This is a genomic window from Paenibacillus pini JCM 16418, from assembly GCF_000576305.1.
GTDB lineage: Bacteria > Bacillota > Bacilli > Paenibacillales > Paenibacillaceae > Paenibacillus_AQ > Paenibacillus_AQ pini.
Genome location: NZ_BAVZ01000002.1, coordinates 202,486 through 224,033 on the forward strand (window position 1 = coordinate 202,486; position 21,548 = coordinate 224,033).

A 21,548-nucleotide genomic window follows, 5' to 3' on the forward strand; every position below is an offset into this window, starting at 1 on the left:
AAAGGAGGAACCATGTTGAGGGGAAGACCTTTGAACAGTGTCGTATTTAATATCTTCAATTATAGCTTCCTGTTGCTGATCGGCATCATTACGTTATATCCGTTTTTGAATCTCATGGCCATATCACTGAATGAGTCGCTAGATACCGTCAAGGGAGGTATTCGAATCTTTCCGAGAGCTTGGACTACAAGCAATTATGAAATCGTTTTCTCGAACCCTCAGCTATTATCTGCAGCTATTCGTTCTTTGTTGCGGACGGTAATTGGAACTCTATTATCCGTGTCGATGACAACAATGCTAGCGTATGCACTGAGTAGACGGGATTACAAGCTTCGCAAAATACTCACGTTGGTCATGGTGATGAGCATGTATGTGAGTGGCGGGCTAATTCCATTCTATATCCTAATCAAGGATTTACATTTGACCGATACCTTTTTAGTATATATCCTTCCAGGTTTGATTAGTGCCTTCAACGTTCTCATCGTTCGTAGCTACTTCGACCAATTACCTGAAGGGTTATCTGAATCCGCTAGAATAGATGGTGCAAGTGATTTTCAAATTCTATTCCGCGTACTTGTGCCGATAAGCATGCCGGTTATCGCAACAATTACTTTATTTATCTCTGTTGGACATTGGAATTCCTGGTTCGATAATTATTTATATAACACATCACAGAATTTATCACTGCTTCAGTTCGAACTTATGAAAATATTAATGCAATCCATTAGTCAAGTTACAGGCAGTGCTTCGTCCACGGGTCATATTGATGCTACGTTAGCTAATACAACGAGCCCAGAATCAATTCGAGCAACGTTGACGATCATTGTTACGCTGCCGATTCTATTAGTCTATCCATTTCTACAGAAATACTTTGTCAAAGGTATTACCTTGGGAGCCATGAAGGAATAGTTATCTCAAGCCAAACTATTGACATTGAAATAAATAATAAGGGGAAGGGTGTCTAGTGTGAAAAAAAAGCTAGGATTATTCATATCGGTATTACTTGTTGTACTCCTCATTGTAGGGTGCAGTAAGAGTGAGAAAGAGGTTGATCAGAAAGGTACAACAGATACCAAGACCCCAGTATCAACGACCGATGGCAAACCATCTACTTCAGAAGCGATTACGTTCAAAATCAACACTACAGATCCCAAGGCGAGCTGGGACACACCCATTTCCAAAAAGCTGACAGAAAAAACAGGCGTTTCATTTGAGTATATCCCTATCATTGGAGGAACTGACTTTGCTCAACAGAAGTATGATTTGTGGCTAGCCTCTGGCGATTACCCGGAAGTTCTGAGCCTACAACCAAGATTCCTTGGTAAATATCGTGATGCTGGTGCGCTTATGCCTCTTGAAGACTTGATTGAGCAATATGGTCCGAATATCAAAAAGAAATTTGGGAAGTTCTACAACTTGTTAAAAGATACCGATGGACATATCTATTCATTGTACAACGTTCAAACGGCCACAGAAACGCCGGCAAATACACAGGCGAATTTTGCAATTCAATACGAGGTGTTGAAGGAAGCAGGATATCCAGAGATTAAAACCTTAGATCAACTTTACGATGTGTTATTTGAGTATTATAAGAAGCATCCGACGATCGATGGTCAACCAACCATCCCGTTCTCTGGTATTGGCTCTAATTTTGTATATAATAACCCATCTCTTAGTGCAGGAGGACAGCCTGACCATGGGAATTTCATCATCGACAGCCAGAATCAAGTACATTTGAACCTCGTCTCAGACAATAGCAAAAAGTACTATCAATTCTTAAATAAGCTTTATGCCGAGCATCTGCTTGATAAAGAAATATTCACGCTTACTTACGATACGGCTCCATCCAAAATTGCACAGGGGCGTATCCTAGCTGGATATTATCCGGAGTGGTTCTTATCGGCACCAGAGAGTTCGATTAAGTCATCAGGAAAACTTAACCGTCAATATGCGAAGCTTCCCATTCTATTCGATGCAAATGTAGAGGATCATTCTAATGCGTTTACACCAACGTGGTCCAATAACAACTGGGCTATATCAAAGAATAACAAACATCCGGAACGTGTCATTCAATTTATTGATTATTTATTTACAGATGAAGGACAGAAGCTGATCAGTTGGGGGATAGAAGGCGTCGATTATGAAATCAAGGCTGGGAAACGCTTTAGAAGCGATGAAATCATCCAAAAGATGACCGCCGATCCCGACTATAATTGGAAGCAAGGGCTTGGGAATAACTATAATCGTTTTTCCTTCGGAAATGGAGCTAAGCTAGATGACGGCGATTATGCAACGCCATTGACCAAAGAATATATGATACGTGGATATGATGATGTGACGAAAGAAGTGCTTGCTGCTTATAAGAAAGATACATGGGCCGATTTCTTGCCACCACTTGAATACGTTCCTTCATTTTTATGGCAAATCCCAGAACCAGAAGGCGCTGCTGCCCTTTCCAAGAGAATTCAGCAAATTTGGGACCGTGAATCACCTAAGCTAGTGATGTCCAAGAATTTCGACAGTGATTGGGAGAATTACAAGAAATTAATCGAATCTTCTGGACAGAGTGAATTGGAGGCAATGTATACCAAATCATGGAAAGTAGTTGTGGATGAGTATAACAAAGCCATTGGTCAAAAGTAGCTTATTAGAGCAATAGAGAATAATTGAAAAAGCGGGGGCCGGTATAATCTATTTTCCGGCTCTTTGCATTATAATGATGAAGAGATGCAAAGGAATGGCAGGATGATCAAAAGTTATGAAAATAAGAACTAGTTTCTTTCTGACCACCATGATTGTTGTAGCTCTCTTTTTAGGTGGTTTAATTTACTATATCTTGAGGTCTTATAATCAGTTCGTATTCGAGAAAATATCGGAAAATGCGGTACATTCCACTTCCCAGTTCACTCAAAATATTGATAGTTTATTGCAATCCTATGAAGAGGTCACGGATTTTTTATTTCTAAATGAAGAATTGCAAGCCAAAATGCTTGCGATATATTCTGATTTTGCTGATACTCAACAATCCTATGATGAATATTTGAGTCCTTTTACCAAATCAATCACGGGCTCTAGAAATATGTTTCGAATGACATTCTTCACTGAGAATGCAACCTATCAATTTCCCAATGTGAAATTGATTAATGATGATATTAAACACACATCCTGGTATCAATTGATGATTAATCGCAAATTAAATAATTATTGGTCTTACGAAGGAGAGGATGAGTATTATCATCTGAATTTTCTGAGATTGACACAAAGATTGAATAAATATAAGACGGATGCCCATTTGTTCGTGTCGTTAGATATCGATATGCAAACGATATCTAATTTAATTGCAAAAGAGAGTAAGAGAACGCGATTTATCATTTTTCTGGCAGATGGGACTGCGATCATGGACAGCTTTCGGCCTAATGTCGTAGGAAAGAAACTACAGGACTATCCATTTCTTCATGATAACCAACTGGCTGAAGCCGAAAGCCGAATTTCTCTGATTGACGATCAATCTTATCTTATTACCTTTCAAACGATTCAGTCGCGATATAGCGTTAAAGGCATGAGTGTAGTTTCACTGACTCCCTTGGACGAGCTTGGGATTAAGGTGGATGAAATGCGTAGATTTACGTTTGTTCTATTTAGTGTCTTTCTCCTTCTGTTCGCGGTGATCATCTTCAGCATATCCTATGGATTTACAAAGCGATTGAGCATACTAACGGACAAGATGAAACAAATGAATCTTGATAATCTCCAGATCCTGACGTCCGTGAAGGGAAAAGATGAAGCTAGCATTCTGACAATAGCGTATAACCGTATGGTAAGGCGTATGGAACGGCTCATTCATGAAGGATACGAGATGGTTATTCAAAAAAAGGAATTGGAGCTGAAGACAAAAGAAAGCGAGCTTTATGCATTGCAAACCCAGATTCATCCACATTACTTATATAATATTCTGAATGCGATACGCGGGAACCTGCTGGAGAACGGGGATCGGGAAAATGCCAGAATGGTGATGCTGCTTGCCAAATCATTTCGCCATCTATTAGGGAAAAGCGGACAAATGATCCCTCTAGCTGATGAAATTGAGATTGTGGATACCTATTTAAACATACAACGCTTCCGTTTTGGTGAAAGAATGGCCAGCGACATTAGAATACCGGAGAATCTCATGGATATGAAGGTACCAAAGCTGATTTTACAAACACTTGTAGAGAATGCCGTCGTACATGGAGTAGAAAAATACGAGCAAAAAACGAATATTTCGATCAACGCACGAATCATGGATGAGTACAACTATCATTTGATCGTTCAGAATGATGGCCCTTGTATTCCTAAGGAACGTCTGGAACAAATTAAGGCGATATTGAATCAAGGAACAGACATGCATGATTCAAAGCATATAGGAGTTCGAAATGTCCAAGACCGCATTCAAAAAATATTTGGGCCGGAGTATGGGCTGCAAATCGACAGTTCGGAAGACAAAGGTACAGTGGTGACCGTATGCTTACCGTACGCTATGAGAGGAGGAGTCTCCGATGCATCAGGTATTGTTGATTGATGACGAACCAGGAGCCATAAAGACGCTGAAGTATTTATTGGATTGGAACGAGTATGGCTTTCAGATAGCGGGAGAGGCAGCAAATGGCAAGCAAGCTTTAGAGCTTTTGAACTCGAAAGATTTCTCTTTAGTGATCAGCGATATTAAAATGCCTGTGATGGATGGGTTGGAACTGGTTAAGGAAATCAGAAAATTCTCCCGAATTCCTATCATTATGATGAGTGGATATGCAGAATTTGAATATGTAAAAAAATGCCTCGAATACGGTGTGAAGGATTATTTGTTAAAGCCTGTAGATGAGAATGAATTTTTGCCGCTTTTTCAAAATATTAAATTGGAAATTGAGCGGCTGCAATGGATTGACAAACAGCTGTATCACGGTATGCAAGCCATGCGAGATCAAATCTTGAAAAAGTGGACACATGGATGGATTCATGCAGAAGACGTCGTTGAACATTTTCCTTTGGTGGGTATGTCGGGCTCTCCTAATAGTGCATTCTGTGTATTAAAAGTACATATGGAATTTATGGATTCCCTCGACATTCGGTTAATGGAATCAGATGTTTTGTTGAAGCGATTTGCGGTACGGAATATTATCGAGGATGTTATTGGTGAACAAGGTTATGCATTTGAGGAAAATCATGATCATGTGGGTGTGTTGCTAATAGGACAACGGGATGGATTATCTGAAGAGTACGTGAGAGCCCAAGCTGAACAAATGCGGGAATCCATAGGTCAATTCGCAAAGGTGCCCGTAACAATCGGTGTCGGCAGTATTGTGCATACTTTACAGAATGTAGTTGAATCGTTTCATAGAGCAGATAAAATGCTGGACATGCGGTTTCTGTTTGGTAAGAATAGTGTTCTATCGGAAGAGGCAGCAAAGCGTCCTGACTTGGAGGATTCGGTCACGAAACGCGACATTTCACATATCATTGACGCGCTAAAATGGAATGACACGATGGAGGCCAGTCAACGATTAGAGGATCGTTGGAGACTACTGATTCGCTGCCATTCCGAAGAATCTATGAAAGCGGTAGCACTTGAAATGTTCGTAGATTTGTACCGTGTTGTGAAAGAAAGTGTTTATAGCCTCAATCATGTATTTGCCACGCCATTACAAGATTTCACAATGATTATGGAAGCCAAGACAATGGAGGATTTGTTTCTGCTGGTAGAGGAGAGATGTCTACTTGTTGCGGACCACCTAAATAACAGAAAGCAGCCGCAAGCATCACAAACGATAGGAACAGTTAAGAAGCTAGCACAAGAGCAATTCGCACAGCAAATCTGCTTGAAACATATTGCTGAGCAAGTGTATATGAATCCGACTTATTTGGGAAGGCTTTTTAAATCGGAAGAGGGTATATCATTTAATGAATATTTAATGAAAGTCAGAATGGAGAAGGCAAAGACATATCTGCGAAATACCAGCCATAAAATTTACAGCATCGCACTTGAGGTGGGGTATACGGATGTAGATTGGTTTTGCAAGAAGTTTAAACAGTATACCGGAGTCAGCGCTGGAGAGTTTCGGTCCTCATAATATCACCGATAGTGGACGATAGATTTAAATGATAAAGAGCACGCAATGATTGCGCGCTCTTTTTTCTATATCCTTAACTGCCCTTATCCCTTTATAGGCTGCATTGTAAACATAAAGCTGTACGGACGATTGCAGGGGAGTATAAATTCATCATGCGTACGTGCGCTCCAGCTGTCATCGCCACCAACTCCCATTTGCTTGTAGTTGATACGAAGTACGGTTTTATCGCTTGGCGGCAGCTTGTATATATGATCGCTGGCTTCAAGCTCGCTTGGAGTCCAAGGGAGAGCACACAGTTCCATTAAGGATGGAGCCTCAAATCGCAAGCCGTGTCCGATCGTTCCTTCGGTTAAACTTGCGAACCTGACGTCGGTTTTGTTACCACATTCTTGCGGTCTTAAGTAAGGGACGAATTGATCCTCAACCTTACCAGAATAACGACCGATTCGGGCTCCTGTCTTGCGATCCCAGTAATTATCATGTGGTCCACGGCCATACCAAGCAATCGTATCAAGGCTTTGATCTAGCACGAACAACATCCCGATTTCGGGAATCTCCGGCAAATCGTCTCCTGGGTTCAATTGTTGATGAATGTGGATGGTACCGTCAGGATGGATTTGATAATCGATCGTCAAGCTCGTTATTGGGTTCGTCGCAATGGTGTAATGGCTTGTGACGGAGCAGAGCAATTCCTCTTTTTTCCAGTCCAATCGAATCAATTGCCGATCTTCATGTGCATTCTTCCACACACCGCAGCGCTCAGAAAGCTTATTACCTAAGTCATTATCGGTCACGGCACGCCAAAAATTTGGTCTAGCGGGCTCTAATAAGCATTCTTTACCTGAAGAATTATAAGATGAGAGATCTCCAGTAATTCGGCTGAATTTTAAGGACATGTCCCCAGCAGAGATGAGGATGTCTTCTTCCAACTCGGTTATATCTAACTGTGCCGAAGTAGTCACATCATTTTCCACACTAGACACTAAATCCGGTAAATATGGTGTAAGGGCAAATTGCTCCCAAGCGATTTCATGACCAGCAGTAGCCCATTTCGAATCTTCCGTAGTCACCATAGAAATAGTCAAAATAGCTTCCTTCTCAAAGCTTTCTATTGGGGCAAATGGTATGAGGACTTCGATGTCTTCCTCAGGAGGAAGCGAGATATGCAGTGTTCCACTTTGGCTTACTTCCCCTTCAAGATGGATCTCCCATTTTAAGAGGTAAGTATGAAGATCCGTAAATAAGAACCGGTTGGTGATGCGAATTTGTCCTTCAGCAATCTGAACCCCTTCGAATTTGACGTTTTGATAGCATTTTTTCACCTCATCGAGCTTCGGAGTGATGCTGCGGTCGGCAAAGATCAATCCGTTTCCGCAAAAATTACCATCATGTGGTGTTTCGCCAAAATCCCCACCGTATGCTAGGTATTCAATACCATCGGGCGTTGTCGTCCGAATGGCTTGATCGATCCAATCCCAAATGAAAGCACCTTGTAAAATGTCATAGCGCTCGAATACTTCCCAGTACAGATGCAGCCCGCCGCAGGAGTTACCCATTGCGTGACTATATTCGCATATAATAAAAGGCTTTTGGGGGTTACTCAAGGCATATTTCTCAACGTCTTGTGGCTTCGTATACATCGTTGACTCGATATCACTTGCCGCTTCGGACTCTCTGCAATGAAATATCCCTTCGTAATGAACGAGCCTTGTCGGGTCAGCTTGCTTCAGGAAATCATGCATGGCAATGAAGTTATCCCCACCAAAGGATTCATTACCAAGTGACCAGATGACGATAGATGGATGGTTCTTATCCCTTTGAAACATCGAATTACATCGATCCAATACGTTATCTAGCCATTCAGGTTTACTGCCTGGAATATTATGATCGCTTAGCGTACCATCCCCATAACCCCATGTGCCATGTGTTTCCAAATTTGTCTCATCAATGACATATAACCCGTACTCGTCGCAAAGCTCATACCAGGCGGATTGATTAGGGTAGTGTGATGTACGGACAGCATTGATGTTATGACTCTTCATGAGTTTAATGTCTGTAATCATGTCGTCTTTACTAATTGCCCGGCCAGTATCGCATGAGAATTCATGTCTGTTCACACCTTTAAAGACGATTCTCTTGCCGTTTATTTTCATCAATCCATCTTTAAGCTCAAATTGACGGAATCCCGTCCGGCAACTGACCGATTCAAGCAATGGCCATCCGTTTCTTGTAATGACAGCACAACGGTGTATAGATAAGGAGCTTCTGCGCTCCACTTGGCAGGTTGAGAAACTGGCATGGAAAGCTGAAAGTCTTGAGTTTCTGTAAGACCTTCCTTAATCACAAGAGACTTCTTCTGGACAAGGTTGTTATCTTGATCAAACAGAGCCATTTCTAGCTGTAACGTACCCACTTGCTGATTGAAATAATTAACTACTTTAGCGTCAATCATCAGTTCGGCATCACGATAATGATCATCGAGATTTGTTCGAACAAAGAAGTCCGCGATATAGATAGGAGGAACGGAATAAAGGTAAACATCGCGGAAGATACCACTCAGTCTCCAGAAGTCTTGATCTTCAAGCCAGCTGGCATCGCACCAACGGTACACTTCAACAGCAAGTTTATTTTCGCCTTCAATTAGATAGGGGGTAAGGTCGAATTCGGCAGGTGTGAACGTATCCTCACTGTAGCCGACCAATTCACCGTTGACCCAAATATAAAAGGCAGATTCAACGCCTTGGAAGCTGATAAAGATAGGTTGCCCACTCCAAGATTCCGGAACAGTGAACGAACGAATATAAGAACCAACAGGATTGTATTTGGTTGGTGCATAAGGCGCCTTTAATTCAGGTTCTGAAACAGACCAAGGGTACTTTACATTGGTATATTGCGGGTAATCATAGCCTTGAAGCTGCCAGTTCGAAGGGACAGGCATGTCTGCCCACCTGCTGGAATCATAGTTTACTTCATAAAAATGTTCAATACGAGCACTTGGTGTTTCTGCAAAAGCAAATTTCCATGTTCCATTCAGTGACTGATAGTAAGGGGAAAGGCTATGAACTTCCTTAAGCGCTTCCGATTCCGACTTGAAAGGCATCATGTATGAGTGAGCTTGCTCTCGGTTTAATTGAAAAATTTCAGGGTTATTATTCCATTCGGGGTAGCCATTTGCGGGTGACTGATATATAAATTTATTTCGCATCCTTACAGCTCCTTCTTATATAATGTTCTTATATTGTCAGTATAGATTCTCAATATGACTAAAGAAATAAAGGATATTATTTATTTCTATTAAAATATGAAACGAGGAATAGGTTTTGAAGAGTAAGATCATTTTCGGGCGAATTGATGAGATCTGCCCGTTACCTGTCTATATGACGACCGTAGGATTCTGGGAACATCAAGAAGAGACGATTCGAGTGTCAGGCTTTCCGGACTATCAAATCCATCAAGTACTCGAAGGCAAGGGCGAGCTGCTGATTAACGACAATCTTTATATTGTCGGGCCAGGTGATGTTTTTTTTCTGTTTCCTGGTGTCCCTCATCGTTATTCTCCTCTAAGTACGCAGTGGAAGGTGGCATGGGTTTCTTTTAATGGAAGGGAGGCAAGTCATCTACTCTCTTTTGCAAGAGTGAACGGATCCGGAATTAGTCGATTAAAGGATGGTTCTATGATGGAATCATTGAAGCAATTGCTTACTCACAGCGGCGAAGACGAAGGTGACACAGAGCTTGAGCTTAAAAGGGCGAAACTCATGTATTCGCTCCTGCTTGACCTTAGAGGAATGCTTGCTATACCTTCGGGTCATAACGCCGACGAAGAACGTTTGAAGCCTGTATTAAGGTATATTCAACACAATCTGCATAGAAATTTACAGTTAAACGAACTTGCAGAAGCGGCTACAATGTCATCGCAGTATGTATGTCGTCTTTTCAGAAAGACGCTCGGAATGAGACCGATGGCTTATGTCAATCAAGAGCGGATTAACTTGAGTAAGAAAATGATGTTCGACGAAAGGGGAAAGAAGTTATATGAAGTTGCGCAGGCTGTAGGATTTGAGAACCCTAGTTATTTCAGCGCAGTATTTAAACGATATACGGGCTTGAGTCCTGAGGAATTCAAGAAGCTTCATGGTCTATAAGATGAATTTGACATTTACACCATATTATAGTTTGATTGATACATATTGTAAGCGTTATCATATAAAGATTTATGCTCATTAAATATGTTATGGAGGTGGGCTTACATGAGTACATACGGCGCGAACCAACATAAGAAGGCACTAGTGACTGGAGGCAGCCGGGGAATAGGGCGAGGTATTGCACTGGCTTTAGCTGAGGCGGGATATGAAATTACGATTACTCATTACAATGATGATGATTTAGCGGAACAGACCTCGAAACAAATCACTGCTTTATCTGGATTAAAATGCACAGTACTCGCGGGTGATTTGCGAGATGCGGCCGCAGCTGATCTCACCGTTGAAGCAGCATTTGAAGCCATGGGTAGTATTGATGTACTGATTAATAATGCTGGAATTGGCCTCTATTCCTCGGTGACGAATCTTCCGCTTGAGCATCTTGATCATACGATGCAGCTTAATTTCAGAGCCCCCATGTTACTCATGCGTGAGGTCTCGAAGTATATGATTGAAGCTGGAAAAGGCGGAAGTATTATCAATATTGCGTCAACCCATGCAGAGCGAGCTTATCCCGGAGATGCCGTGTACGGAGGATTGAAGGCAGCTCTGAAACGTGCAACAGAATCGGTTGCACTCGATTTAGCACCCTATGGGATCAGAGTAAATTGTATTTCCCCTGGGGGAATTTTGGTTCGAGATAGGGAACCCCACCATGACCAGTTTGGAGCTACCGTTCCACTGGGGCGGATTGGGATTCCTGAGGATATAGGGCGAGCTGCACTTTGGCTGGTATCCGAACATGCATCCTATGTTACTGGAATTAATTTGCGCGTCGATGGGGGGCTGATTCTCCCGGGAATGCCTGAAGATGGTAAGAGCTCGTGGGGATCGCCTGATTTTCTAAATGCTCAAGTCAAATAAAAACAATAAATAAGAGGCAGCCTTCGGATATTCCGAACGGTTGCCTCTTATTCATTAGCTATTAATCGTTGTCTTACTGCGCGATCAGATCGGAATTGCCCGAAGGCATGAGCTTCTTAACATGCTCTAGGATGCGTTTAGATACGCTAATCGTCCGAGGATAGGCGAATTCATCACGGAAATGAAGTACATTTCCTTCAATTCCCCGAATACGGCTTACATTAACGTAGAGGTTGGAAGCGGCACGTACAAAATTCGGTTGAGAGAGGAGATTAGTTTGTTCGGCGGTGGACAATCTCTTTTTAATAATATAGTTCCTACCGTGAAAAATAATCTGACCTTGTGTACCCACTTTGAAGAAAAAGGCATCGTTGACAGGATCGAAATTCTGATACTCGTTCATTACTTGATTGGATTGATTCATCTTACAAAAGCCCCCTTTAGAAGATGATTATTGTTAGCGCTTTCATTCTATCATATAAAGCTTCATTTTTTAAGTATTTTTTTGTGAACTTTATTATTATTTTTGGGAACTTGGACAAAAAGAATCCCAAAACTTCCCTTTGCGCAATACAGAAGGTGAGTTCTGGGACTTTTATTCGTCTGAAGTTTGGTATGCAATTAAGAATTTTCAAGAATTGTATTGAGCGTTGTACGATCCAGTCCTTTAACAAGCTTAGTCAATAATTCTTTTGCAGCGTCATAATCGTCTGTATGCATGATTGAGGAAGAAGTGTGAATGTAACGGGAGCAGATTCCAATTACGGTTGAAGGTACGCCGATACCACTTAAATGAACTTGGCCAGCATCGGTTCCACCTTGCGAGACGAAATACTGATATTTGATCTTATGTGTATCTGCCGTATCCTGTACATATTCTACCAAACCACGATGAGTTAGCATCGACGGATCAAAAATTCGCAGCAATGCCCCTTGTCCAATATGACCGAAGGAGCTCTTGTCGCCCGTCATATCATTCGCAGCACTTGCATCGAGGGCGAAGAAAATATCAGGCTGAATCATATTGGCTGATGTACGTGCGCCGCGCAGACCCAATTCTTCTTGAACGGTGCAACCGCAATATACAGTGTTCGGGAGTTTTTCTTGATGAAGAGCTTCCATAAGTTCAATGGCAAGACCAACACCATAGCGATTGTCCCATGCTTTCGCCATGATTTTCTTCGGATTAGCTAGTGGAGTAAAATCACAGATCGGTACAACTTGCAGACCTGGACGGATTCCAAAAGATTCAGCCTCGGCACGGTCATCAGCACCGATGTCGATGTACATGGATTTCATATCAACAGGTTTATTCCGCTGAGATTCATCTAGCAGATGTGTTGGAATGGATCCCACAACTCCAGTAATAGGGCCACTCGCTGTAATAATTTGCAGACGTTGTGCTAATACAGCTTGACTCCACCATCCGCCGAGCGGCTGGAAGCGAATCATTCCTGTATCCGTAATGCCTGTTACGATAAATCCTACTTCGTCAAAATGTCCAGCTACCATAACTTTTGGGCCATTCTCATCACCGCGCAGAACGCCAAATAAACTACCTAGTCGGTCCTGAACGAATTCATTCGTATATGGGGAGATTGCGTCTTTAACGTAAGCACGCAGTTCTCTTTCAAACCCTGATGCAGCAGGGAACTCCGTAAGTTTTTTGAACATATCCATTGTTTTTTGATTCATATTTAAGATCTCCTTTTCCTTTATGCTGTTTCTCATTATGCATTATGTAGAGCTTAAGACTAGTATGAACGCAGTTTTTGCGATTGTCCATGTCTTACTCCATCGTTGGAGGCACATCCGCACATTCTTGATACCCCAGAATAAAATAACAATGGACGAACGCCTCGCAAGTGGCAGGAAGGGAGAACAACGATGAGAATAGTCCATCCTGTTAGAGAAACCATTTTAATTTATGTGCTCTTCATCTTATTAATTATTATTTTAAGTTTGTACTAAGTGCAGGTTTAACAAGTTTAATCCATTACATCGAACGAAACGGCTGCCCTACTCATGTCTAACCTAGGGTGGCTGTTTTGCTGTTTGATATACATAACAAGGGAGCTTTAGACAAATAATGAAGGTGGAATGAATGAAATAGGAGGTGCTTGTATTGCCTGCAAATACGAAAAGCAGGGGAGTTCAGTCTAGGCTAGACTCTCTGACTCATGAGGAATATAAAAGTATAGCCCAAAAGCATGAACCGTCGCGTACCACATTCAAGAATTGCGTGTTAGCCTTTTTGGTCGGTGGCCTTATTTGTGAGATCGGACAACTGATCCAGGCTGCACTCATGAGCTGGTTTGATATGACTGAGAAACAAGCTGCCAGCCCGACAGTGGCGTTGCTTATTATCATTTCGATCATTCTGACGAGCATGGGTTTGTATGACAAAATTGCTCAGTATGCTGGTGCAGGCACTGCGGTACCCGTCACTGGTTTTGCTAACTCGATGTGCTCGGCAGCGCTTGAACATAAGGCAGAGGGATTCGTGCTTGGTGTAGGTGCTAATATGTTTAAGCTTGCGGGTTCAGTCATTGTCTTTGGCGTAGTTGCGGCGTTCTTTGTCGGTCTTATCTACGCTATCTTTGGACTGCAGGGAGTGCTTCATCCATGAAAAGGAAGGGTCAAACTTGGGAATTTACGTCACGTCCTGTTATCCTTGGAAGTGCTGCTGTTGTGGGTCCTGACGAAGGAAAGGGTCCACTTTCACCGGATTTCGATTATATTTACGACAACCTAGAAATCAATGAGAAGACATGGGAGAAGGCTGAGCGAAGGCTATTGGAACAAGCTTCACAGCTTGCAATTATTAAATCTGAACTCACGAAAGAACAACTCCAATTTTTTGTGGGTGGAGATTTAATGAACCAGATTATCAGCAGTACGTTTGCAGCACGTAAGCTTGGCGTTCCCTACCTTGGCGTCTTTGGTGCTTGTTCAACATCCATGGAAAGTCTCGCACTTGCTGCATTGCTGGTGGATACAGGTGCAGCTGATTATGTGATGGCAGGGACCGTCAGTCATAACTGCACAGCAGAGAAGCAGTTCCGCTATCCGACGGAGTACGGATCGCAGAAACCACCTACCGCCCAATATACGGTTACGGGTGCCGGATGTGGCGTTTTGGGCCGGAGTGGTACAGGTCCGCGGGTCACGCGAGCTACCATTGGTAAAATCATGGATCTCGGCATTAAAGACCCATTCAATATGGGCGGAGCGATGGCTCCAGCAGCGGCTGATACGTTACGATCACATTTTCGTGACACAGGACTAACGCCTGGATATTACGATTTGATTGTGACTGGCGATCTGGCTTCTGTAGGGCTACCTATCACCAAAGAGCTATTGCATAACGAGGGTTTGAATATGGAGGAAACGGTCTTTGATGACTGTGGTCTCCTGATCTATGACAGAGAGAAGCAGAAATATGTCAACGCAGGCGGGAGCGGCTGCGGCTGCTCTGCAGCTGTTACCTATAGTCATATAATGAAGCGAATGATCAAAGGCGAGCTGAAGAAAGTACTAGTTGTGGCTACAGGTGCGCTACTTTCACCTCTCTCTTATCAGCAGGGCGAGAGTATCCCATGTATTGCACATGCTGTAGCACTGGAAATGGAGGGATGAAAGATGCAGTTTTTGTGGGCTTTTATTATTGGAGGGTTAATTTGTGTAATCGGTCAATTGATGATGGATTTATTTAAGTTGACTCCAGCACACACGATGAGTTCTCTCGTTGTAGCGGGAGCTGTGGCGGATGGATTGGGCCTATATGATCCTCTTGTGAAATTTGCGGGTGCTGGAGCATCGGTACCTATTACAAGTTTCGGCAGTTCACTTGTTCATGGTGCTTTATCTGAACTGCAGCGAGATGGGTGGATTGGGGTCGTTACAGGGGTATTCGAGGTAACGAGCGCTGGTATTTCCGCGGCAATCATATTCTCGTTTCTGGCAGCACTGGTGGTCCGTCCGCGGGGTTAATCATAAGAAAACCAATATAAGTATCATGTAGATGCCCCAGATGCATTAGCTTCTGGGGCATTTTACTGTACTTGTGTACGACGATTTTAGGCATAGTGCCCAATGTACTTTACATTTATACATCATGTACAATGTAAGATATATACATTCTTATGAAATGTTGGGGAGGTTCTGATCATGCCCGTAAATCAGTCATCTATTCAAATGATTTCAGCGGTTCGAAGTAACCTCGAATCTTGTATTTTTGGTAAATCCTTTGAAATACAACTTCTTCTGACGGCATTGTTGGCCGAGGGTCATGTTCTGATTGAGGATGTTCCTGGAACAGGGAAGACACAGTTAATTAAAGCTTTGGCTAAATCAATGAGTGGTGATTATAGACGTATTCAATGTAATCCGGATATTTTACCAAGTGATATTACAGGGGTTTCTATTTTCCATCCTCGTGAAGAGGAATTTAAATTTCGACCGGGTCCAGTCATGACTAATATTTTACTAGCAGACGAAATAAATCGTGCAACAACGAAGACTCAATCTGCGCTATTAGAAGTGATGGAGGAGCGTAATGTTACAGTCGATGGAGAGACATTTGAACTGCCTCGTCCGTTCATGCTTTGTGCGACTCAGAACCCGATTGATTTTGAAGGAACATATATGCTGCCCGAAGCCCAGCTTGACCGTTTTATGATGAAAATTAAACTCGGATACCCGGATGTGGCGACAGAGAAGAACTTGTTGCATCAGCATAAGCAAGGGCAACCCGTAGACCGCCTTAAACCGGTAACACATATGGACCAAGTTACGATGATTCAAGATGAAATTAAAGATGTACATTTCGATGACACCATCATGGACTATTTGCTAAGCATTGTACGCCGGACACGTGAGCATGTATCTGTTATGCTCGGCGCTAGTCCTCGTGCATCTTTGTCTCTAATGATGGCATGTAAGGCATACGCCTACATAAACCAGCGGGATTATGTTCTGCCAGACGATGTAAAGCTCCTAGCTCCTTATGTGTTGTCCCATCGGATTATTCTTCGTCCTGAATCACGCCTTGATCATGTCAGTTCCGAAGTGGTGATTAAGGATATTTTGCAGCAGGTGAGTGTTCCTGTAGCTATGGAGCGGTGAGTGATGAGACAACTACTCGTAATTGTCAGGACGGGTATGCATACGCCACGGTTTTGGGTTGTTTTGATTGTATGGGGAATCAGTCTCTTGTACGTTTTGTTTCAGGGCGGTAAAACTTCCTTAATGCTATTTGCAATGATTAGCCTTCTAGTCGTATATTTGGTGGCTGGCGGCCTTAGTGGAATCGGACAGGCAAAGGGAAGCAGAGTGCTTTCTACGGAAGAAGAGCATGGGGAACTGCTGTATGCCGGAGATCATGTCAAGGTGAAACTCCAATTTCATGTGCCGGGTTTTCTTCCACTACCTTACGTCATTATTCGAGAAGTATTGAAGCGGCATAATGGGGAAACTTGGTCATTTGAAGATAGTGTCATCCCAAATTTTCGTGGTAGCGGTGACTTGTTGTTCCAGACCCCTCCGCTTGAACGCGGAAGATATCAGTTTATGGAGACGGAATGTGTGAGCGAGGATATCTTTGGATTGATTGAGCATAAGGGTAATTTTAATGTCATCGGACAGTTCCGTGTGTTGCCACGAACCGTATGTATTACCAGTTGGCAAATGTACGATAGACACTCCCGTTTATCGGGTCCGCAAGCGACCCTCGCCGCATCTCGTAGAGAGACAACACAAATTAATGGTGTGCGTGACTATGTGTATGGTGATCGAATTTCGCGTATTCACTGGAATGCGACAGCGAGAACAGGTTCATGGAAATCGAAAGAATTCGAATATGATTCGGTTCCCAAAACTTTACTGGTACTTGACACCACCGCATCAAACTATGCGTCGCCTCAACAATTCGAATTGGCTGTATCTACGGCAGCTTCCATGCTGGAGTATGCCAAACGTGAACGAATGTGCCTTGGACTTGTCGTTGTGGGTCACAACATCAAAGCATTTCAACCCAGTGATCTTGAGGCAGATCGGCAGCGAATGATGCATTACCTCGTTGACGTAGGAACAGATGGAACTGGAAAAGTTCTCACGAGACTTGAAAAGGGAAGTCGTCATATTCCACACTCGACCTTCTTTACATACATTAGCCCGCAGAGTGGGCAGCCGGTGGCTGACGTCTTTAGATGGGCAGAATCAAGAGGTATGAAACCTTCTCATATCGTTTTAGGAGGAACGGGTAACCGCCATGAATCATGGGTGAAATTGTTGAGATCACGTGGATTATTTGGGGGCTGTTTATCGGATCTGAGTGAATTGCCTGCCCTGTTAGGGGGGTTCCGAACATGAAAAAGTGGTTTCATAGTCTATCCAATTCATTGTTTCGTTCTTTGTCATTACTATGGATTTGGATCATATTCCTACAATGGATATCTTATATGGAGCCGATCTGGTATCAAGAAACGAACTCAATGGTTCTCATAAGTATAACGCTTATTGCGATTATGGAAATGATACTACCCTTTAAATATGGCTACCGAATTTTGATTGAAGCGTTAATGGTCCTATACATCATTCATAAGCAATTGGTGAATTATTGGATTTACATGCCTTCGGGTACGACGTTTGAACGTATGGTTCAGTTCGCATCGAATATGACTCCTTATTTATGGTTTGTGATCGCAGCTTGGGCTTTGTTCGCTTTAACAGCTAAATGGATAAATAATCAGCGCCGAATATTACTATTTATTGGCGCAAATTTGATTGCATTTGCTGTTTTAGATTCGTTTACCATGAGCGTTTTGTGGCCTGAGGTTGCTGGGTAGCATTTGCGGCAATGGGATGGCTAGTGAGCGATCATTTCCGGAAGTTTAAGGAACGTTACCCACAAGGGTGGAAGTACTTATGTAACTATCCATTTAAGGTCATCGTAAACATTACACTTATTTTCGTTATTGTGTTTGTGACGGGCGTAAGTATGCCAGAGGTTTCACCCATTATTACAGACCCGTATACGGCTTGGAAAAGCATGGGTAATGGTACAGCAGATGATGGCACCTCTAGTAAATCTGGTTCAACAGGCCTCGCTTCATCGGGTTATAGCCGCAGAGATAACAATCTGGGTGGTAAATTTAATTTTGATTACACAACCGTAATGACGATTAGTTCTTCAGAACGTAGTTATTGGCGGGGAGAAACCAGAAATAACTACTCCGGCACGGGGTGGACAACGCCTTCTTCAAGCGAAGAAGATTATATTAAGGTCAATCTGAAAGAAAAACTACAAATGAACGACAAATCAGAGGCAGCTACCAAGACGCTGAAACAAACGGTTACCATGAATAATACACGAACCTATCCTGTCTTGTTTGGGGCATATACCATGACTAACGTGGAAGAGATTAATGGAAAAGACGATACTTCAAGTTTACTGTGGAATAGCTCACAGGGTGAATTGCATTGGAAGCCAGCTTCTGAGGGAGCGCGTTATCCCAGGAGTTACGTGATTACATCTGAAGTACCTTATATTCCTGACAAAGAGCTAAAGACCAAGACATACAATGAGTTATATGGTAAAGACATAGATGAAGCTTACTTACAAATACCTGACACATTTCCAAGTCGTGTTGTGGATTTAGCGAAGCAGGTTACGGCATCCGTGGATACTCCTTATGAGAAAATTAGTCTGTTACAAAGTTATTTACTCTCTAATTATGCTTACACGAATGAGCCTGATTTATCACAAAAAGTTAGCAAGGACTTTGTGGACAGTTTCTTATTTGAAGTGAAACAAGGGTATTGTGATTACTATTCTACGAGCATGGTTATGATGGCGCGTTCTCTGAATATCCCAGCACGTTGGGTCAAAGGATACGCTCCGGGTCAGGACCGCGATGCCATAAACGACTGGCAGATTCGTCAGGTTCAAGGCAGATCAACGGTTCTGGCAAGTATACCGTGTCCAACGCGGATGCCCATTCTTGGGCAGAAATTTATTATGGACCTTACGGCTGGATACCTGTGGAAGCAACACCAGGATTTGATATGCCTAAATTGACAGAAGCAAGTACGAATAAGAAGCCTGAACTAGATATCGCGTCTTATGACGAAACGGTGACAGCGAATGAAGCCAGTAAGAAGGGGACAAAACAGACATTTTCAACGGGGCTGGTTCGTATTCTCCCCCCTGTTGTAGCTGGACTTATGCTGTTAGGAATTATACTTCTGATCTTATGGCGCGTTCGTCTCTACATTCGTTTCATGATCATACGTCTACGGACTGGCAAGAAAATGTCTAGTGATGAGAAGGTAGTTATACTGACTGAGCAGTGGTTGAAACAGCTGCATCGCAAAGGATTCAACCGGACCACGAATGAAACATTACGTGAATCGATTAGTCGCTGGGAGCAAAATGCACCACAAATGATTCTTCCCTTAAGGCAACTTCTAGAACTATTTGAAAAAGCAAAGTACAGTCCACAGTCTATATCTGAAACAGAGTGGCGGCTTGTGCAGTCTCTAACACGCACTCTTGTTGTGGAACTGAAGAAGAATGAGCAGAATATAGCTTAGTCTGCGCGCCCCTGTGCATGAAGATGCCGGGGGCGGTTTTTTTTGTACTAAACAATGAGATTATGGTATAGTTTGTCGTATGAAACTGAGGTGACAAGACTTGTTTGAAATGCTTATCCCTAAATTACAGGTAAATACCGTATTCGATATTGATCTACAAGATCTTTATGCTAAAGGATATCGTGGGATTATTACGGATTTGGACAATACCCTTGTTGGAGCAAAAGCACCGATAGCTACACCAGAGCTAATCGCGTGGTTTGAACAGGTGAAAGCCGCTGGTTTTCAACTGATCATTGTGTCTAACAACCGTATGGAGAGAGTATCGTCTTTTGCCACCCCGTTGAATCTTCGATTTGTGCACGAAGCACGCAAACCCTCCAACTCACCGTTCCGCAAAGCGATGGATCTGATGGGACTGAAACCTGAACAAACGATTATGGTTGGTGATCAGATGCTGACCGATGTATTCGGTGGTAACCGGCTGAACCTTTTTACGGTGCTGGTGCTCCCCATCTCCATTCAGGATGAAGGCTGGACAACACGTATAAACCGGCGGGTGGAGAAAATCGCACTAACACGATTACGAAAAAAAGGATTATGGCAGGAGGAACATCAATAATGAACGACCCAATTGGCGGGCAAGACGCCATGAGATGCAGCGGCTGCGGCATTGAGCTGCAAACGGAGCAGCAAGAGCTTCCGGGATATATTCCGCAAAAGGCTCTAGAGCGCGAACCGGTTATTTGCCAGCGCTGTTTTCGGATTAAAAACTATAACGAGGCATCTTCTGTAGCTGTGGACCAGGATGAATTTCTGAAACTACTGGGACAAATTGGCGGGAAAAATGCACTCGTTATTCATATTGTCGACTTATTTGATTTTGAAGGAAGCTTAATTTCTGGTCTCCAGCGCTTTGTTGGGAATAACCCGGTTATCTTAGCTGTAAACAAGATTGACCTGCTTCCAAAAGTGACAAACTGGAATAAAGTTCTGAACTGGGTTCAGAAGCAATGTAAAGAGCATGGATTAAAGACGCAAGACATTGTACTTTGCAGTGCCAAAAAAAATCAGGGCTTTGATCGTCTACTAGAGATGGTGTCTACTTATCGTGGTGATCGTGACGTCTATGTAGTGGGTGCGACCAATGTTGGTAAATCGACTCTGATTAATCGTCTGATTCGTGATTATAGTGATTTGGAGCAGGAATTGACCACTTCACGCTACCCAGGCACGACGCTAGATATGGTGAACATTCCACTGGATGACGGCAAATTTATTATAGATACGCCGGGTATTGTATACCCTTGGCGGTATAGTGAAATGGTAACCCGTGAAGATTTGGGTGCCGTAATGCCAGAGAACCCGCTTAAACCGATGGTTTATCAGCTGAATGAAGGACAAACCTTATTTTTCGGTGCCTTGGCAAGATTTGATTTTATTCAAGGGGAAAGACAATCCTTCACTTGTTTCACAAGTGGCCGTATCGAAATTCATCGTACTAAGCTTGAACGTGCGGATTCGCTTTATGCGGAACATGCGGGGGAACTATTGTCACCACCAAATAAAGAGAACGTTGCTAAATTGCCGGAGTTTACGAGACATGAATTCAGTATCAAAAAGGGATCACATACAGATATTTTTATATCGGGACTTGGTTGGATCAAAGTAAACAGTGATCAAGGCGCTATTGTAGCTGTACATGCTCCACGCGGTATAAGAGTGCTGACTAGAACCTCTTTGATTTAACAATATACGTTTCTACTGGATCTAGGATCATCCC

18 protein-coding genes and 1 pseudogene are annotated in these 21,548 nt (G+C 42.8%); 16 read left to right on the forward strand and 3 right to left on the reverse strand.

Annotated features, from left to right (window positions below; all coding sequences use genetic code 11):
- Positions 1-12 precede the first annotated feature (12 nt).
- From JCM16418_RS04250 to JCM16418_RS04265, 4 genes are all read left to right on the forward strand, one after another.
- Positions 13-909 (forward strand): carbohydrate ABC transporter permease, encoded by an 897-nt coding sequence (locus tag JCM16418_RS04250; RefSeq protein WP_036646512.1) that lies wholly within the window; start codon positions 13-15, stop codon positions 907-909.
- 57 nt (positions 910-966) lie between these two features.
- A complete protein-coding gene (locus tag JCM16418_RS04255; protein WP_036646515.1) occupies positions 967-2,643 on the forward strand; it encodes an extracellular solute-binding protein in 1,677 nt (558 codons plus the stop codon).
- 115 nt (positions 2,644-2,758) lie between these two features.
- Positions 2,759-4,558, forward strand: a complete 1,800-nt coding sequence (locus JCM16418_RS04260) for a sensor histidine kinase (protein ID WP_036646516.1) — start codon at positions 2,759-2,761, stop codon at positions 4,556-4,558.
- Complete coding sequence (locus JCM16418_RS04265; RefSeq protein ID WP_036646518.1) at positions 4,536-6,104, forward strand: response regulator; 1,569 nt, start codon at positions 4,536-4,538, stop codon at positions 6,102-6,104. The genes JCM16418_RS04260 and JCM16418_RS04265 overlap by 23 nt, the downstream gene beginning before the upstream one ends.
- Before the next feature lie 83 nt (positions 6,105-6,187).
- Here the strand turns inward: JCM16418_RS04265 and lacZ are convergent.
- Positions 6,188-9,309 (reverse strand): annotated as a pseudogene (gene lacZ / locus JCM16418_RS04270) (beta-galactosidase, LacZ type).
- Positions 9,310-9,424: 115 nt separating this feature from the next.
- Here lacZ and JCM16418_RS04275 point away from each other — a divergent pair.
- Positions 9,425-10,249: an AraC family transcriptional regulator gene (locus JCM16418_RS04275; protein ID WP_036646519.1), complete on the forward strand. Its 825-nt coding sequence runs from the start codon at positions 9,425-9,427 to the stop codon at positions 10,247-10,249.
- Positions 10,250-10,354: 105 nt separating this feature from the next.
- Positions 10,355-11,170: an SDR family NAD(P)-dependent oxidoreductase gene (locus tag JCM16418_RS04280; protein ID WP_036646521.1), complete on the forward strand. Its 816-nt coding sequence runs from the start codon at positions 10,355-10,357 to the stop codon at positions 11,168-11,170.
- Positions 11,171-11,243: 73 nt separating this feature from the next.
- On the opposite strand, the gene JCM16418_RS04285 is transcribed toward JCM16418_RS04280, so the two are convergent.
- On the reverse strand, positions 11,244-11,594 hold the full coding sequence (locus JCM16418_RS04285; RefSeq protein ID WP_036646523.1) for a LytTR family transcriptional regulator DNA-binding domain-containing protein: 351 nt from the start codon (positions 11,592-11,594) through the stop codon (positions 11,244-11,246).
- Between the two features lie 197 nt (positions 11,595-11,791).
- Entirely contained in the window at positions 11,792-12,865 is a 1,074-nt protein-coding gene (locus tag JCM16418_RS04290) for a M42 family metallopeptidase (protein ID WP_036646525.1), read from the reverse strand.
- A gap of 430 nt (positions 12,866-13,295) precedes the next feature.
- On the opposite strand from JCM16418_RS04290, the gene spoVAC reads away from it, so the two are divergent.
- From spoVAC to yqeH, 10 genes are all read left to right on the forward strand, one after another.
- A complete protein-coding gene (gene spoVAC / locus JCM16418_RS04295) occupies positions 13,296-13,799 on the forward strand; it encodes a stage V sporulation protein AC (protein ID WP_036646528.1) in 504 nt (167 codons plus the stop codon).
- A complete protein-coding gene (gene spoVAD, locus JCM16418_RS04300) occupies positions 13,796-14,809 on the forward strand; it encodes a stage V sporulation protein AD (protein ID WP_036646530.1) in 1,014 nt (337 codons plus the stop codon). The genes spoVAC and spoVAD overlap by 4 nt, the downstream gene beginning before the upstream one ends.
- A gap of 3 nt (positions 14,810-14,812) precedes the next feature.
- A complete protein-coding gene (gene spoVAE, locus JCM16418_RS04305) occupies positions 14,813-15,163 on the forward strand; it encodes a stage V sporulation protein AE (protein ID WP_036646532.1) in 351 nt (116 codons plus the stop codon).
- Positions 15,164-15,340: 177 nt separating this feature from the next.
- Entirely contained in the window at positions 15,341-16,297 is a 957-nt protein-coding gene (locus JCM16418_RS04310; protein ID WP_036646534.1) for an AAA family ATPase, read from the forward strand.
- 3 nt (positions 16,298-16,300) lie between these two features.
- Entirely contained in the window at positions 16,301-17,542 is a 1,242-nt protein-coding gene (locus JCM16418_RS04315) for a DUF58 domain-containing protein (RefSeq protein WP_036646535.1), read from the forward strand.
- On the forward strand, positions 17,539-18,018 hold the full coding sequence (locus JCM16418_RS23525; RefSeq protein WP_052020044.1) for a hypothetical protein: 480 nt from the start codon (positions 17,539-17,541) through the stop codon (positions 18,016-18,018). Before JCM16418_RS04315 ends, JCM16418_RS23525 begins: the two co-directional genes overlap by 4 nt.
- Positions 18,019-18,029: 11 nt before the next feature.
- Positions 18,030-19,250 carry a transglutaminase-like domain-containing protein gene (locus tag JCM16418_RS23530; RefSeq protein ID WP_052020045.1) on the forward strand — a complete coding sequence of 407 codons (1,221 nt, stop codon included), beginning with the start codon at positions 18,030-18,032 and terminating at the stop codon, positions 19,248-19,250.
- Entirely contained in the window at positions 19,214-19,765 is a 552-nt protein-coding gene (locus tag JCM16418_RS23535; RefSeq protein WP_148298739.1) for a DUF4129 domain-containing protein, read from the forward strand. The genes JCM16418_RS23530 and JCM16418_RS23535 overlap by 37 nt, the downstream gene beginning before the upstream one ends.
- A gap of 100 nt (positions 19,766-19,865) precedes the next feature.
- A complete protein-coding gene (locus JCM16418_RS04325; protein ID WP_036646539.1) occupies positions 19,866-20,387 on the forward strand; it encodes a YqeG family HAD IIIA-type phosphatase in 522 nt (173 codons plus the stop codon).
- On the forward strand, positions 20,387-21,514 hold the full coding sequence (yqeH, locus tag JCM16418_RS04330) for a ribosome biogenesis GTPase YqeH (RefSeq protein WP_036646541.1): 1,128 nt from the start codon (positions 20,387-20,389) through the stop codon (positions 21,512-21,514). Before JCM16418_RS04325 ends, yqeH begins: the two co-directional genes overlap by 1 nt.
- Positions 21,515-21,548: the final 34 nt, after the last annotated feature.